Origin of the sequence: Phyllobacterium chamaecytisi, assembly GCF_020164455.1 — a bacterium.
Classification (GTDB): Bacteria; Pseudomonadota; Alphaproteobacteria; order Rhizobiales; family Rhizobiaceae; genus Phyllobacterium; species Phyllobacterium chamaecytisi.
This window is the reverse complement of the sequence record NZ_JAIQWW010000004.1, coordinates 128403-143218: the sequence shown is the minus strand read 5'-3', so window position 1 is coordinate 143218 and position 14816 is coordinate 128403. Positions and strand designations below refer to the sequence as shown.

Sequence of the window (14816 nt, the reverse complement as noted above, 5' to 3'; positions counted from 1 at the left end):
ATCCACCTTTTCTGTCGTCATCCTCGGGCTTGAGCCGAGGACCCATTGGCATGTTCTCGGAATAATGTGGGTCCTCGGGTCAAGCCCGAGGATGACGGCGAGGAGGGGTGAGTTTCAAGAATGCTTGAAACGCACTAACGCTCCACCGCCCCAAACACATCCTCGAAGGCATCATACAAAGCCCGGTCAAGGTCGTGCATATCCACCGGCAGGCCGAGATCGACAAGGCTGGTGACGCCGTGGCCGCGTACGCCGCACGGCACGATGCCGTCGAAATGCGCGAGCTCCGGTTCGACATTGATCGAGATGCCGTGGAAGCTGACCCATTTGCGCAGGCGGATGCCGATGGCGGCGATCTTGTCCTCGGCCGGTGAGCCATCGGGCAGGGCAGGCCGCTCCGGCCGCATCACCCAGACGCCGACGCGATCCTCGCGCCGCTCGCCCCGGACGTTGAACGCGGCGAGGGTGGCGATGATCCATTGTTCGAGCGCGGTGACGAAGGCGCGGATATCCTCCCGGCGCCGCTTCAGATCGAGCATCACATAGGCAACGCGCTGGCCCGGACCATGATAGGTGTATTCGCCGCCGCGCCCCGTCTCGTAAACGGGAAACCTGTCGGAGACGAGGAGATCGCCCGCCTTGGCGCTGGTGCCGGCCGTATAGAGCGGCGGATGCTCGACGAGCCAGACGAGCTCGCGCGCCGTGCCGTCCCTGATCGCCGCAACGCGGCTCTCCATGAAGGCGAGAGCCGCATCATAATCGGTGAGGCCGTCGGCGATCAGCCATTCGACGGGGGGCGACAAGTCCCGGGCGAGGAATGCGGGGGCGAGATCGTCGCGGTTGGTCTTCATGATGCGAAATTCATATCCGGTTGTGGTTGGCTGCGCCGAACGTTTGGCGATATTCAGAATGGGTGCGCCGGATATGGACCTTTTCTCAGGCAATTTCCAGTCGGATGGGAGCTTGGGCGTGTTTCGCCCGCATTGATGAAAAACAATTGCGATAGTCGACGATAGGGCTTGTTTAGCTGAAACCTATTTGCTACTAGCGCCAAGCCGACATGTTCGGCTTCTACCACAGTGCGGTCGTGGCGGAATTGGTAGACGCGCAGCGTTGAGGTCGCTGTGTCGAAAGACGTGGAAGTTCGAGTCTTCTCGACCGCACCATTCTCACTTTATAAAGTGATGATTGTATTGCAAAAAATGGCGGCCATGTGCCGCCATTTTGCGTTTTACCCGACTAACCCGGCGGGTATGGCAAACCTCTGTGCAAGGTTGTTACCGTAACGTACTTGCGCCTCCAGTAAACATGGACGAAGCTACGGGAACGCCAGATCTTCGCAGACTATAGCTGCGTCGTTGAAACTGCGAATAAGCAGTTGGATCAGAAGCGTTTTCTGGAGCACCGACAATGATAGTCGCCACGAGCCAGAGGTCCAGGCCATGACCTTGTCCATCCCCGTTTTCAGGAGCCTGAGGGGATATCGAGCCAGTTGGCTACCGAGTGATATATCGGCCGGGCTCGCCGTTGCCGCAGTTGGCTTGCCAAGTGCCATTGCCTACCCGGCGATTGTCGGCCTGCCTCTGGAAACGGGACTCTATGCAAGCATAGCGGCTCCGATAGGTTACGCGTTGTTCGGTCCTTCCAGGATCCTGATAGTCGGCCCGGACGCGGCAACCATGACCGTGCTGGCCGCGGCCGTAACATCGATCGTAGCATCCGTGCCAGCGGACGCAGCGGTAGACCGTGCCATGGTTGCATCGCTGATCGCACTCGTTGTCGGCGCGATATGCCTGGCAGCTCGTCTGTTGCATCTCGGCGTTGTGGCAACGTTTCTTTCGCGCCCGATCCTCGTCGGTTTCTTTGCCGGTATTTCCGTATCGATCATCGTTGGACAGATTGGCCGCCTGACAGGGTTGTCCATTCAAGCGGACGGGCTCATAGCGCCGTTCCTCGAACTCATTAATGAGAGCGCCGCCATAAATTGGCCTTCGCTTCTGCTCGGGTTGTCCATGTTCATTATTTTGCAGGTGGTCAGGGCTTCGCGCCTGCCCGTACCGGGCCCGGTCATTGTCGTTGTGGTTTCGGCCATCCTGTCGGTACTTTTCAATTTCCAGCAGATGGGCATTGCCGTTGTCGGCGACATCCCCTTTGCGCTGCCATCCATCTCGATACCTTCTGTAGCCGCACTTCCACTGGATCAAATTGTGCTGGGCGCAGCGGCTGTTTTTCTGGTCAGCTTCGGATCGGGCATTGTTGCAGCCCGCAGTTTCGCGGGGCGCTCCGGTGAACATGTCGACGCCAATCAGGAACTGATCGGGCTGGGCGCGGGCAATATTGCCGCTGGCCTCTTTGGGGCATTTCCGATCAGCGCGTCGGACTCCCGGACGGCGATCTCTTTATCGGCAGGCGGCAAATCTCAGGTGGTAGGGCTTGTCTCGGCTGCAGCGCTGATAGCCACGCTACTCTATTTTAGCGATGCGATGCGGATTCTCCCCATCCCCGCACTTGGTGCCATTCTGGTAGCCGCTGCCATCAGCCTGATCGATATCGCAGAGTTGCGACACATCTGGCGTATCAGCCGCACCGAGTTCGTTTTTGCGCTTATCACCATGTGGGGAGCCATAAGCTTCGGTGTACTTGCCGGGGTGGTGATCGCTATCGCCGCAACGCTTGTTCACCTCGTGCGTCAGATGATGTTTCCGCGGGATGCTCTACTCGGCCGTCTCGGCAGTCGTGACGGCCTCTACAAGCTGCACCGCTTTCCTGAGGCCCGCCCGATCCCGGGTCTCGCCCTCTATATAATCCAGGGCAGCCTGTTGTTTTTCAATGCCGACTACGTTCGGGAGCGCATCAGAACCATTGCCTCCGGTTTACCTGCCGGGACCCGCTGGTTCGTTATTGACGCGAGTGCAATTGCCCAGATCGACAGCACAGCGCTTGCCATGCTCGATGATATCAGAGGCGATCTGGCAGCGGACGGAATGACACTGGGCATCGCCGAGCTGCACGCGGAGGTGAAGATGATGCTCGAACGGAGCGGTCTCCTGGACCGCATCGGTCCACAATATGTTTTTGAGGATGTGGAGGATGCAATCCGCGGCTTTGAGGCCCGGCAGAACGGACTTTCCGAGGGAACGGTTGCAGCTTCACAAGGACTTCAAGTGCAGACACCAGAGGGAGGATAATGTGATGAACAAACACGACAATACATTGCAGGAAGAGGAGCATGTCGAGCACAAGAAGCTCGGCAAGGACCGATACAACAAGCAGATGAAAAAGCTTCAGATCGAGCTGGCGCATCTGCAGGCATGGGTGAAGAAATCCGGAGCACGCGTCATCATCCTGTTCGAGGGCCGTGATGCGGCGGGAAAAGGCGGCATGATCAAACGGATCACGGAGCGGGTAAGCCCGCGCGTGTTCCGCGTCATTGCGCTTCCTTCGCCAAGCGACCGGGAGAAATCGCAGATGTTCATGCAGCGCTACATTCAACATTTTCCGGCGGCGGGCGAGATCGTGATCTTCGACAGGAGTTGGTACAACCGCGCAGGCGTTGAGCGCGTCATGGGTTTCTGTTCCGGAAAGACAACGCGACGGTTTCTTGAACTTACCCCGCTCTTTGAGGCGGCGATTGTTGAAAGCGGCATCATATTACTCAAGTATTTCCTCACTGTCGGCGAGGAAGAGCAGGAGCGCCGGTTCCGCCGTCGCATCGACGACCCCTTGCGCCAGTGGAAACTCAGTCCGATGGATGTCACGTCGTATCAACGCTGGTGGGACTATTCACGCGCTTACGACGAGATGCTCAAGGTGACGGACAGGCCCGATGCTCCGTGGTGGATTGTGCCGTCCGACGACAAGGAGCGCGCGCGCATCAACTGCATTTCGCACATCCTCAAGTCGATCCCCTACGAACGGGTCAAGTTTGACGAGCCGGATCTCGGCAAGCGGCAAAAGCGGCCCAACGACTATGTCGCGCCAGAGGCTACCGCTGCCGTGGTCCCCGACGTGCTTTGAAGACGATATCCGTCAAACACTTCGTCCATCAGAAGGATCAAGAAGATGCCAGAGAAAAAAGAACATCTAGATATGAACGCGATGCCCCCAAGCGCAGAGGAAATTCGCAAGGAAGTCATTCGGCGTGCAAGGGAGGAAGACGAAAAACAGGCGAAAGCAAAGGCAGTACAGGAGAAGAAGGCTACCGACTTCGCTGAAGATTTCCTCAAGAACCACGTCAGCGAAGCAGACGTTCTCGCGGTTCGCCGGCTTGTGGCAAATGCTGTCCAGGCGGGGAAATTCGAGGCCATGGTCTACAGCTTCTCATCGGACCTTTGCTCGGACAGCGGTCGCGCAATAAACAGCGGCGACAAAGACTGGCCGGAAACACTGCAAGGCAAGGCAAAGGAATTTTATGAACGCTATCAGAAACTTGCCAAGCCGCAGGGTTTCAAGCTCAAGGCGATGGTCATCAGTTTCCCCGGCGGAATGCCCGGCGATGTCGGCTTTTTCCTGAACTGGGGTTCAGATCGCGTTTGAAGCGGCTTTGTTGATGTCGCCAATCCATGCGATGACCGCTGCAGGCGGTAAGCGATATTTGCCCAGAAGTCGGGAGGGAGAAAATGCCGTCTGTTGTTCACGATGCCGGGAAGGTCGGCAAGAGAGAAAGCTCGCGTATAAGGGTCAGTCGGATCATTGGAACGACCATTGCCCTGACCCTCGTGCTCGGCGCGAGCTTCGGTAACCTTGCGCTCGCAGAAGAGCCGACCTTCGCCAAACTTCAGGCAATGTGCAGAGACAGGAAAGATGAGCTGAAACACGGTTTTTGCATCGGGTTTCTTGAAGCTGTCGCCCTGCGTGTTGCAAAGGAAAACAAGCATTGCGCACTGCTTCAGAGATATATCGACAGTCCCAACGCAAATCTTGCGTTCTCCGATTTGATAGCCGATCTGGATCCGATGGAATATTCCGGCAGCGCTCTCAGATCGGTGGAAAAATTCTTTCTCAACAGGGGCTGCAACTGACTGAGGGAGATTTGCGAAGATTCTCGGCAGGCATTTGAAAATGACGTTAAAGGGAAACTCTTAATGTTAGCAAGTTGCGATGAAAAGGGTGGTCCATCTCGACCGCATTTCATCTGACGCTGATTGCCTTGCAAAAATGGCGACCTGTGCCGCCATTTTGCCGATCACGCCTTTTACGCGCCGCAGTCGCGACCGAACCTCGTGATCTGAATGCAGGTTAGGGATGAGGCGGAAATTCAGTAATTGTCGTTTGCTCATTTCCACGCGTCTGCACGAGCTTCCAACTGGTTACCAAGCCAAGGGCACCTATCGGCCCAGCGATATGAACCAGACCGGTACCCATGTCTATCGGGACTGTGCCTGGGTTGTGGTTGACCACCAAATAATCAGAATCCGCGGACATAGCGATGCTGCCAGCATTTGCGTTGGTCACAACAAAGCTGGTAGACGCGATTTTCGCATCTACAACTATCTTGCAATTATTAAGAACGAAGAGTCTGTCATTATTGCTCGGAGCGTATGGCACTGCATTCAAATCGTCCAGATTGACAATATACATGTCCAAATCTTCGTCTTCACCCCAACCAAAGAAAAAACCGTGGAATGATACCCCGTTACGATTCGCGATAACAAAGCTACCTGGTTGCGTATCGACCACTTTCTGGAATTTGCCGTTCTTCTGAATCATTACATTCTCCCACGTTTTGTTTTTAGTTTGCCTGTGCGGTCCCAATCGACCATCACAGGGCCCAGTTGATCCACTGCTACGGCAATACTCACTAGTATTGTGCGTGTGTATAGATTGTATGAAATCGGTTTCAACTTTCGCGGCTTTTATCCCGCGTTATCGAATCTGGAAATTCGAACCTCCATTGAAATACCAGGGCAATCTATCAGCCTGTCACGCCGGACATTTAAGTGCTATCCACAACCCCGAGCAAGCATCGGGGAGGCTTTGATGATCAGAATTTTGTTGCCTTATATTTTTCAACTATCGTCGGCGTTTGAGCCGCTGACAACACTGCCTACGGGAAAGTTTAATGTAGATACTGCATCAAAGATGTTTCAGGCGGAGCAAACTTTGGATGGGTTTCTCAATCAGTCAGTTTTCGCTTCAAGCATTCGAAGTTCCCGAGAATTAGGCATGCGTCTCCTTCAAGCGATACGCGATGAAACCTCCAACAGTGATTTCGATCGAGAAATTCAATGGTTTACTGTGAACACAATTTCGAACCTCTATTATCAATTCAAGACCGTGCTACTTGCGGAGTTGGGTGTTCTTCCTGCTTTTTTTGTGTCGCAGAAACAGGCGTACGATTCTTCAACATTACTCGATTCTGGCGAAAAACTCTTTCCCTCTGATATGCCTACCAAAGTACCGGAGGCGGTATTCGATGCGCGGGAAGCTGCAAAAGCCTTGGCGTTTGAACTAGGAACTGCGTCAGCATTTCACAGCTTTCGTGTTGTCGAATCTGTTCTGCGCAAGTACTACCATCAGGTCACCGGAGGCGCAGCTGAACCGGCTCTACGAACGATCGGGGCATTTACCAATGCTTTGAAGGATAAGGCAGACCCGCGAATATTATCCGCGTTAAACCAACTGAAAGATTTGCACCGCAATCCGACGATCCATCCCGAGGTAATTGTAACAGTTGATCAAGCTGGCTCCATACTCGGAATGGCCCACAGCGCTGTGTCGTCAATGCTTAATGAAATGGAAGTTCCAGATCCGACTACACTAACAGCGATTGCTGGTCATTAGACGCAATGAAAACGGACGGAAACTGCGCGTCGATGCGGTTCGATTGTTAGTGCATTCTGGGCCACATATCACGCCATAAGAATGGTGCGTTAAGCGGAAACGGCGAAGTGGACAGTGCGTCTCGACCACCCATTCTTACTCAAATTAAAATAGCACCAGCCCAAATCGGGCAGGCCGCGATATATCAGGTGGCGGCTCCGTACCAGAACACGTCGCGGGGGAGAAACTGAATAGGCCGCGACAAGGTTAGGATCATTCCAGACAGAGGGAATCTGGACAAAGGGAATCTGGTCCATTGGCATCACATGACGATCCGCTGCTGCAACCCTATCAGCTCAAACATCTGCGGCTCAAAAACCGCATCATGTCGACCAGCCACGAGCCGGCCTATTCCGAAGACGGCATGCCGAAGGAGCGCTACCGGCTCTATCACGCCGAAAAGGCCAAGGGCGGTATCGCGCTGACGATGACGGCGGGGTCTGCGGTCGTCTCGCGCGAGTCGCCGCCGGCCTTCGGCAATCTCCATGCCTACAAGGATGAGATCGTGCCCTGGCTGCGCGAACTCAGCGATGATTGCCATGAGCACGGCGCTGCGGTGATGATCCAGCTGACGCATCTTGGCCGCCGCACCAGCTGGAACAAGGCGGACTGGCTGCCGGTGGTTTCGGCTTCTCCTATACGGGAGCCTGCGCACCGCGCCTTTCCGAAGGAAGCGGAGGAATGGGACATCGAGCGTATCATCGGCGATTATGCCTCTGCTGCGCAGCGTATGCAGGCGGCGGGGCTCGATGGCATCGAGTTCGAGGCCTACGGGCATCTGATGGACGGTTTCTGGTCGCCAGCCACCAATCATCGCGACGATGACTATGGCGGATCGCTGGACAACCGGCTGCGCTTCACCTGGGCCGTGATCGATGCAGTGCGCAAACTGGTCGGCCCGGATTTCATCGTCGGCATTCGCATGGTGGCGGACGAGGATTGGGAGCAGGGGCTTTCGAAGGAAGAGGGCGTCGAGATCGCCCGGCGCATCGCGGCTTCCGGCAAGTTCGACTTTTTGAACATCATTCGCGGCCACATCGATACGGACGCGGCGCTGAACGAGGTTATTCCGATCCAGGGCATGCGGTCGGCGCCGCACCTGGATTTTGCCGGTGAAATTCGCCAGCTAACGAAATTTCCGACATTTCACGCGGCGCGTATCGCCGATGTGGCGACGGCGCGCCACGCGGTGGCCGAGGGCAAGCTCGACATGGTCGGGATGACGCGGGCGCATCTCGCCGATCCGCATATCGTGCGCAAAATCATGGCGGGCGATGAACATCGCATCCGGCCCTGCGTCGGCGCCACCTATTGCCTCGACCGGATCTATGAGGGCGGTGAGGCGCTGTGCGTGCACAATGCGGCGACCGGGCGCGAGCAGACCATGCCGCATGTGATTGCGAAGGCGCAGACCGCACGCAATGTGGTGGTCGTCGGCGCGGGCCCGGCAGGGCTCGAGGCTGCGCGCGTTGCGGCCGAGGGCGGTCACAGGGTCTCGGTGCTGGAGGCATCGGATCAGGCGGGCGGGCAGGTGCGGCTCGCATCGCAAAATCCGCGGCGCAAGGAGATGATCGGCATTGTCGATTGGCGGCTGGACGAACTCGAACGGCTCGGCGTTTCAATGCGCTACAATGTCTGGGCGGAAGCCGGCGACGTGCTGGGGCTTGAGCCCGATGTGGTGGTTATCGCTACCGGCGGTCTGCCGCAAAACCCGCCATTGACGGCGGGCGATGATCTGGTGGTCTCGAGCTGGGATATTCTGGCGGGTGCGGTGAAGCCGGGCGAGAATGTGCTGCTCTACGACGACAATGGCGGGCACCAGGGCATGAGCGCGGCCGAAATGATCGCGCGGGCCGGTTCAAAGCTGGAACTTGTCAGTCCAGAGCGGTTTTTCGCGCCGGAGATGGGCGGCATGAACCACGTGCCCTACATGCGCGCCTTTCAGGAAACGGGCGTGCGCGTGACGATCAATACGCGGCTTGTCAGCGTCACCCGCAACGGCAACCAGCTTGTCGCGACGCTCGGCTCGGATTTTGCGCCGGAGTATCGCGAGGAGCGGTTGGTCGATCAGGTGGTTGTCGAGCACGGCACTTTGCCGATCGATGATCTCTACCGCGAGTTGAAGCCATTGTCGCGCAATGGCGGCGCCGTGGATTACGACCGGCTGGTCAATGGCGGCGCGATCTTTCCGGTGCGGGGAGAGGGCAAGTTCGATCTGCTGCGCATCGGCGATGCTGTCCACGCCCGCAACATCCACGCGGCGATTTATGATGGGCTGAGATACGCCACAAGGTTTTAGCGGGGCTATTTCCCGCCTTGTGGGGGAGATAGGATTTTCTTGGGTTTAGCCCTTGCTAAATCCTTAGAAGATCCAAGAGAGGGGATGGTGTAGAGAGTTTGAAATCCCCTCTCTGGCGATTTCTAGCACTTAGCTGAAGAAGCTAAGATGCTGAAATCGCTTTCTCTCCCACAAGGGGAGAGATAATCGGCATCGGCTGTCTGCTTACTTGATTGCGGCCTTGATCTTTTCTGCAGCATCTTCGCTGACCCATTTTGTCCAGACAGGCTCATTGTTCTTCAGGAAGTATTTCGCGCCGTCTTCCCCTGTCGCCTGATTGTCGGTCATCCAGGCCAGAAGCGTGTTGACGGTCTTGTTGTCCCACGAGCGGGCCTTGAGATAATCCATCGCCGGACCGGACGTTTCGCTGAATTTCTTGGTGACAACCGTATCGACTTCGGCGATTTCCCAATCGTTCTTCTTCGGGTCCGGGCAATCGGCAACCGTGTTGCAGCGCTTCCATTCGGCGGAATCGAATTTCGCGCCATGGTCGAGCTTCACCATCGGATATTTGCCAAGGAGCGCAGTCGGTTCCCAATAATAGCCGATCCAGCCTTCCTTGCGCTCGTAGGCTTTTGCCAGCGCGCCATCGAGGCCGGCGGCGGAACCCGTGTCGACGAGCGTGAAGCCCTTCTTTTCGGCATCATAGGCCTTGAAGAACTGCGTGGTTGCGACGGTGCCGCCCCAGCCAGCAGGTCCATTGAACACGGCGCCCTTGGAGGGATCCTCAGGGGCGGGGAAGAGTTCGGGATGCTTCAGCGCATCATCGATCGTCTTGATGTCGGGGTGGGCGTCGGCGAGATATTTCGGGATCCACCAGCCCTGTACACCGCCGTCCGAGAGCGACTTGGAGGCGTAGACGAGCTTGCCGTCGGCAACTGCCTTATCCATGATATCGCGCATGAAATCGACCCAGCCTTCAGGGGCAATATCGGGCTGGCCCTTTTCCGTCATGGAGGTCAGGGTAGGGATCGTGTCACCCTGAATGATTTCAGCCTGGCAACCATAACCCGTTTCGAGAATGATCTTGTCGAGATTGGCGAGTACTTCCGCCGACTGCCAGTTCATGCTGGCGATGGTGACGTTGCCGCACTCGGCAGCCGATGCACCGCCTGCGGCGCCGAGCAGCGCGAACGCCATGACGCCGCTCATCAATAATGCTTTCATGAGATATCCCCTTTTGTTGATTTTGTTGGTGTGGAAAGGTTGTTCAACGATAGTCTTACGCCAGACAGGCAAGAAGCCCGGATGCGGCAAAGGCTTGATTTTTTGCGACGCCGCCATCAATTCTTGGGTAGGCCGCCGGGCAATCCACTAACCGAACAGTTTCTCATCGATTTCAATGAGATATGGCGTTTTTCTCGCCTTGGCTTCGAGCAAGGCGGCAGGCAATTTTTCGAGATTGTCCAGACGCTTTGACGGAACGCCGTAAGCCTCCGCGATTTTCAGATAGTCGGGTGCTGATGGGCGTACACCAACCGGGTCGATATCGACCTCGACCATGGCACGTTCGATTTCCTGATAGCCCTGATTGTTCCAGACAATGAAAATGACAGGCACACGCTCATCGACCGCCGCGCCGAGTTCGCCGAGGACGAACTGGAAGCCTCCATCACCGACGATGCAGATCGTCGATGTTTCCGGCTTTCCCAGCGATGCGCCGATGGCGGCCGGCGGGCCAAAGCCAAGCGCACCGAACCCTGTGGCGGCATTGAAATATCCGCCGACGCGGTCATGATCGTAGTACAGATTGCCCGCATAGATGGCCTGCGTGGAATCGCCGACGATGAGCGAAGCTGGCAAAGTATCGCGCAAGGTATCGAGGAAGCGGACCATGCCCTGGTAGCGCTGGCCGATATGAGCCCAAGCCGCATCGCGCGTTTGCCTGGCGCGCTCTACGCCGGAATGGGAATTGCGGCGTTCGGGAAGGGCGGCCGCAAGTACCTCGACCGTTTCCCTGGCCGAGGCTTCGATCGGCATGAAGGCCGGATGGCGGTCGAGTTGTCCCGCGTCGATATCGATGCGCACGAGCCGTTTCAGCTCAGGAAAACCACCATCGCCGTACATGTCGTAGTCTGTCGGGCCCATCTCCGTGCCAATCGCGATTACAAGGTCACTATTGGCAAGTAGTTCGCGGCAGGGCTTCAGACTGGGGCTGGCCGGTATGAGCAGGGGGTGAGCGTGCATGATGCCGCGTGCATTGGTCGTCGCGATGATCGGCGCGTCGAGCTTCTCCGCCAGGGCTTGCAGGGCGCTGGCAGCAGCCTTGGCGCCGCCGCCGATCAGGATCACCGGCCGCTCGGCGCCGAGGCAAAGGCGCGTCAGTTCCGCCATGGTCTCGGCCGAAGCGTGCGGGATCGGTGCATCGGAGGACAGGCGTTCCGCGCCACCCAGCTGCAGCGCCATCACGTCCAGCGGAATCTCTATATGGACGGGACCGGGACGGCGCGAGGCAAACAGGGCAAAGGCTCTGGCGAGCACGATGGGCAGCTCGTCGGGCTTTTCGATGCGATGGGAGAACATCGCGACAGTCTGCAACATGGCGCGCTGATTGGGCAGTTCGTGCAGGAAACCCATGCCCTTGCCGAGCGAATCACGCTGGTTCACGCCGGAAATGACCAGCATGGGGATCGAGTCGGCGCGGGCCTGACCCATCGCGGTTATCGTATTGGTGATGCCCGGGCCGGTGATGACGAAAGCAACGCCGGGCTTGCCGGTGGCTCTCGCGTAACCATCGGCCATGAAGCCCGCACCCTGTTCGTGGCGCGGCGTGATGTGACGGATCTTCGAACCGGCGAGGCCGCGGTAGAGCTCGATGGTGTGGACTCCGGGAATGCCGAAAACCGTATCTACATCATAGGATTCGAGCAAGTGGACGAGGGCTTCACCGACAGTGGTCATGCGGATTTCCGTTGTTGCAGGCGCGATGCGAGGCGGACGATACCGGCGCAGGCGGCGTCGATCTTGTCATCGGCAATGCTGAGGCTCATGCGAAGATAGCCCGCAAGGTTGTCGCCGAAGGACTCGCCCGGCATGACCGCGACGAGCTCCTCTTCGAGAAGGCGCATCGCGAATTCTTGTCCGGACAGCCCGGTTGCACGAATATCGGCAAGAATGAACATGCCGGCTTGCGGAATTTTGGCAACGATGCCTGCCTTGCCATCCAGACGTTCCGAGATGCGCTGGGCGCGGCGCAGAAAGCTCTCGCGCATCGTGGCCGCCGCGGTGGATGGGCGGCTGAGCGCATAGGCCGTCATGTCGGCGATGAAGGGTTGTCCGCCGAAAAGCATGGATTCGGACAGCGGCAGCAGGCGCTCCGTGAATTCCTTCGGGGCGATGCACCAGCCGCTGCGGAAGCCCGGAGCGGCATGGGATTTCGAGATAGAGGCAACGGCAATCGTGCGATCGGCAAGTTCCGCCCGGTCCAGCGGCGACGCGAACGTGCCGTTGTAGATCATCAGTTCATAAACTTCATCGGACACGATCCAGAGATTGTGCCTGATGCAGACTTCGCCGATTTCGGCTATCTCCGCGGCGCTGAGGACAGCGCCGGTGGGATTGTGAGGACTGTTGAGCAGCAAGACCCTGGATCTGGGCGTGATGACCTTTTCAAGGTCTGCGGCCTGCATACGGAAGCCTTTTTCGGGCCGCAGCGGGACGGAAACACGCGTCGCGCCGGTTGCCCGGACAACGCCGTCATAGGTCGCGTAGAGCGGATCGCCGGTGATGATCTCGTCGCCTTCCTCGGCAAGTCCCATCATGACCATCGACAAGGCGGTTTGCGTGCCGGAGAAACACATGATGTTTTCCGGACCAATCTGGCGTCCCGTGCGTGCGGTGTATTTCGCCGAAAGCGCGGCGAGCAATGCGGGTTCGCCGCGACCGCTGGAATAGCCGGTGCGGCCAGCGCGCATCGCCCGTTCGGCGACGTCGATCATGTCGGTCGGCGTCGGAATGTCAGGCTCACCGATGGTCAATTCGATGATCTCGTGTCCCGCCTGCTTCATCTGGCGAGCACGGAAATGGACAGCCCATTTGTCGGATCCAAGTCCGGCCAGACGGTCGGTGACAGACGCATAGCGCATCATATCGCGCCTCCTTTTTCAGGATTGAGAGAAATTGCAAGAACGGCTTCGATAGCGGCTATACCGGTCTCGGCCAACTCTCCTTCGGCAAAAATATCACCCGCAAGACAACCTTCAAGCCAAAGCCCGTCGATAATCGCGTTGACGGCGATGGCGTGGCGGCGGGTATGAATTGGCTCCGCCGGCTTGCCGGCGGCGAGCAACGCTTCGCGGATGAGTGCTTCCAGCTCGTCGCGGAAGCCAAGATAGCCGTCGCGGTGCGCCAAAGCCATGGCTGGATCGGCGTGAACCATGCCAATGAATCCGGCCCACAGGGAAAGATTGTTGGGATCCATGATCGGCTGACCGAGGTTGGCCTTCACGAAAGCATTGAGACGGTCACGCGGATCATCGGCGGCACTCTTCAGTGCATCGCTTGCCTGAACAGTCATGCGGTTCATGACCGCGCGATAGGCCGCGCCGATAAGATCGTCCTTGGCCGGAAAATAATAGCGGATGAGACCGGCAGTTACATCGGCGCGCAGAGCGATCTCGCGCACAGTTGCGCCAGCGAGGCCGCGCTCAGCCACACATTCGAGCGTCGCCGCGATCAGATCCTCGCGGCGCTTGTCTTCGCCCTCGCGGCGGAAGCTCTTGCGTGTGGTAGAGCGGGACTCCGTCATTGGCGCCAGACGGGGCGGGTCAGGCAGGTGGGGCCGCCCTCGCACGCAATGCACAGGGCATCGGCCTCGAATGTGGTGACTGTGCAGCCCGCAGCTTCCATGGCGGCCTTGGTCTTTTCAAAACCGGCGACGGCGATCACCTCGTAAGGGGCAGTCGGCAAAACATTCAGGTTAAGCCCGTTGCTCGCGGCGAACTCTTCTTCCGGTGCCACGACGAGGCGGATGCCGCGCTCCTTCAGGAGTTGGTAGAAGGCGGCAGGCAGCAGTGGCAGGTGCACCAGCGCCAGATCCTCGGCCAATGGGGAAATGATCGACATCAGATGCAGGCAGGCTTCTTCGCCATGCCAGAGCGGCAGATCGAAGCCAAGGACAGTGATGCCGAGAGGCTTCAGGATGGCTGAAAGCTGTTCGATGCCGGACTGATTGGTGCGGACACCGCGCCCGATCGCCAAGGTATTGCTATCGACCCAGACGCAATCGCCGCCTTCCACGGTGCCCGGCGCTTCGATGCGGCCGAGAACAGGCACATCCATCTCGCGGTAGGTTTCGTGATGCAGATCGGGCTCATCGAGGCGCAGGTTCTTGCCCATGCGCAGGAGGACGGCGCCTTTATCTGTGACGAGCGACGGGTCGTGGGTGAATATCGAATCCGATAGCGCGTCATTGCCGTCGCGTATCCAGGTAATGTCGGCACCGGACCGGGCGACAAGATCGGCGAAGACCTTGTGCTGCTCGGACGCCCGGCGCGGATCGAACTGCGGGCCATAGTGCCAGACGTCACGCTCGGCACCGGCCATGACCCTGTCCGGCATGCGCATTATGACGCGTTTCAAGGGAAGGGCCATCGACTGCGAACCGAATGTCATGTTTTGGGGGTGCTCTCGAAAAATTGCTGGTCTGTGTATTTAT

Annotated in this window: 13 protein-coding genes and 1 tRNA gene; 7 read left to right on the top strand and 7 right to left on the bottom strand. The window is 57.9% G+C overall.

The features are described 5' to 3' along the window. Positions 1-134: 134 nt before the first annotated feature. The gene (gene lipB, locus LB462_RS08040) at positions 135-851 is read right to left on the bottom strand and encodes a lipoyl(octanoyl) transferase LipB (RefSeq protein ID WP_224507108.1); all 717 of its coding nucleotides are present in this window, start codon (positions 849-851) and stop codon (positions 135-137) included. A 230-nt stretch (positions 852-1081) separates the two neighbouring features. On the opposite strand from lipB, the gene LB462_RS08035 reads away from it, so the two are divergent. The 5 genes from LB462_RS08035 to LB462_RS08015 all read left to right on the top strand — a co-directional run bounded on the left by LB462_RS08035 (position 1082) and on the right by LB462_RS08015 (position 5021). Further along, positions 1082-1166: transfer RNA gene (locus LB462_RS08035), tRNA-Leu, on the top strand. Between the two features lie 276 nt (positions 1167-1442). After that, entirely contained in the window at positions 1443-3188 is a 1746-nt protein-coding gene (locus LB462_RS08030; RefSeq protein WP_224506767.1) for a SulP family inorganic anion transporter, read from the top strand. Between the two features lie 4 nt (positions 3189-3192). Continuing rightward, on the top strand, positions 3193-4017 hold the full coding sequence (gene ppk2 / locus LB462_RS08025; RefSeq protein WP_224506766.1) for a polyphosphate kinase 2: 825 nt from the start codon (positions 3193-3195) through the stop codon (positions 4015-4017). Between the two features lie 45 nt (positions 4018-4062). Next, entirely contained in the window at positions 4063-4536 is a 474-nt protein-coding gene (locus tag LB462_RS08020; protein ID WP_224506765.1) for a histidine kinase, read from the top strand. An 83-nt stretch (positions 4537-4619) separates the two neighbouring features. Next, positions 4620-5021 (top strand): hypothetical protein, encoded by a 402-nt coding sequence (locus tag LB462_RS08015; protein ID WP_224506764.1) that lies wholly within the window; start codon positions 4620-4622, stop codon positions 5019-5021. A gap of 217 nt (positions 5022-5238) precedes the next feature. On the opposite strand, the gene LB462_RS08010 is transcribed toward LB462_RS08015, so the two are convergent. Continuing rightward, positions 5239-5709 (bottom strand): hypothetical protein, encoded by a 471-nt coding sequence (locus LB462_RS08010; RefSeq protein WP_224506763.1) that lies wholly within the window; start codon positions 5707-5709, stop codon positions 5239-5241. Positions 5710-5979: 270 nt separating this feature from the next. Here LB462_RS08010 and LB462_RS08005 point away from each other — a divergent pair, with 270 nt between their 5' ends. Both LB462_RS08005 and LB462_RS08000 read left to right on the top strand, forming a co-directional pair. Next, positions 5980-6783, top strand: coding sequence for a hypothetical protein (locus tag LB462_RS08005; RefSeq protein ID WP_224506762.1), 804 nt, complete (start codon positions 5980-5982; stop codon positions 6781-6783). Positions 6784-7078: 295 nt separating this feature from the next. Beyond that, positions 7079-9121, top strand: coding sequence for an NADH:flavin oxidoreductase (locus LB462_RS08000; RefSeq protein WP_224506761.1), 2043 nt, complete (start codon positions 7079-7081; stop codon positions 9119-9121). Between the two features lie 204 nt (positions 9122-9325). Here the strand turns inward: LB462_RS08000 and LB462_RS07995 are convergent, their stop codons facing one another. The 5 genes from LB462_RS07995 to LB462_RS07975 all read right to left on the bottom strand — a co-directional run bounded on the left by LB462_RS07995 (position 9326) and on the right by LB462_RS07975 (position 14773). Beyond that, positions 9326-10327, bottom strand: coding sequence for an ABC transporter substrate-binding protein (locus LB462_RS07995; protein ID WP_224506760.1), 1002 nt, complete (start codon positions 10325-10327; stop codon positions 9326-9328). A gap of 147 nt (positions 10328-10474) precedes the next feature. Then, a complete protein-coding gene (locus LB462_RS07990; RefSeq protein WP_224506759.1) occupies positions 10475-12061 on the bottom strand; it encodes a 5-guanidino-2-oxopentanoate decarboxylase in 1587 nt (528 codons plus the stop codon). Next, complete coding sequence (locus LB462_RS07985; protein WP_224507106.1) at positions 12058-13245, bottom strand: pyridoxal phosphate-dependent aminotransferase; 1188 nt, start codon at positions 13243-13245, stop codon at positions 12058-12060. The genes LB462_RS07990 and LB462_RS07985 overlap by 4 nt, the downstream gene beginning before the upstream one ends. Continuing rightward, positions 13245-13907, bottom strand: coding sequence for a TetR family transcriptional regulator C-terminal domain-containing protein (locus tag LB462_RS07980; protein WP_210003613.1), 663 nt, complete (start codon positions 13905-13907; stop codon positions 13245-13247). Before LB462_RS07980 ends, LB462_RS07985 begins: the two co-directional genes overlap by 1 nt. After that, positions 13904-14773, bottom strand: a complete 870-nt coding sequence (locus tag LB462_RS07975; protein ID WP_224506758.1) for a dimethylarginine dimethylaminohydrolase family protein — start codon at positions 14771-14773, stop codon at positions 13904-13906. The genes LB462_RS07980 and LB462_RS07975 overlap by 4 nt, the downstream gene beginning before the upstream one ends. Positions 14774-14816 lie beyond the last annotated feature (43 nt).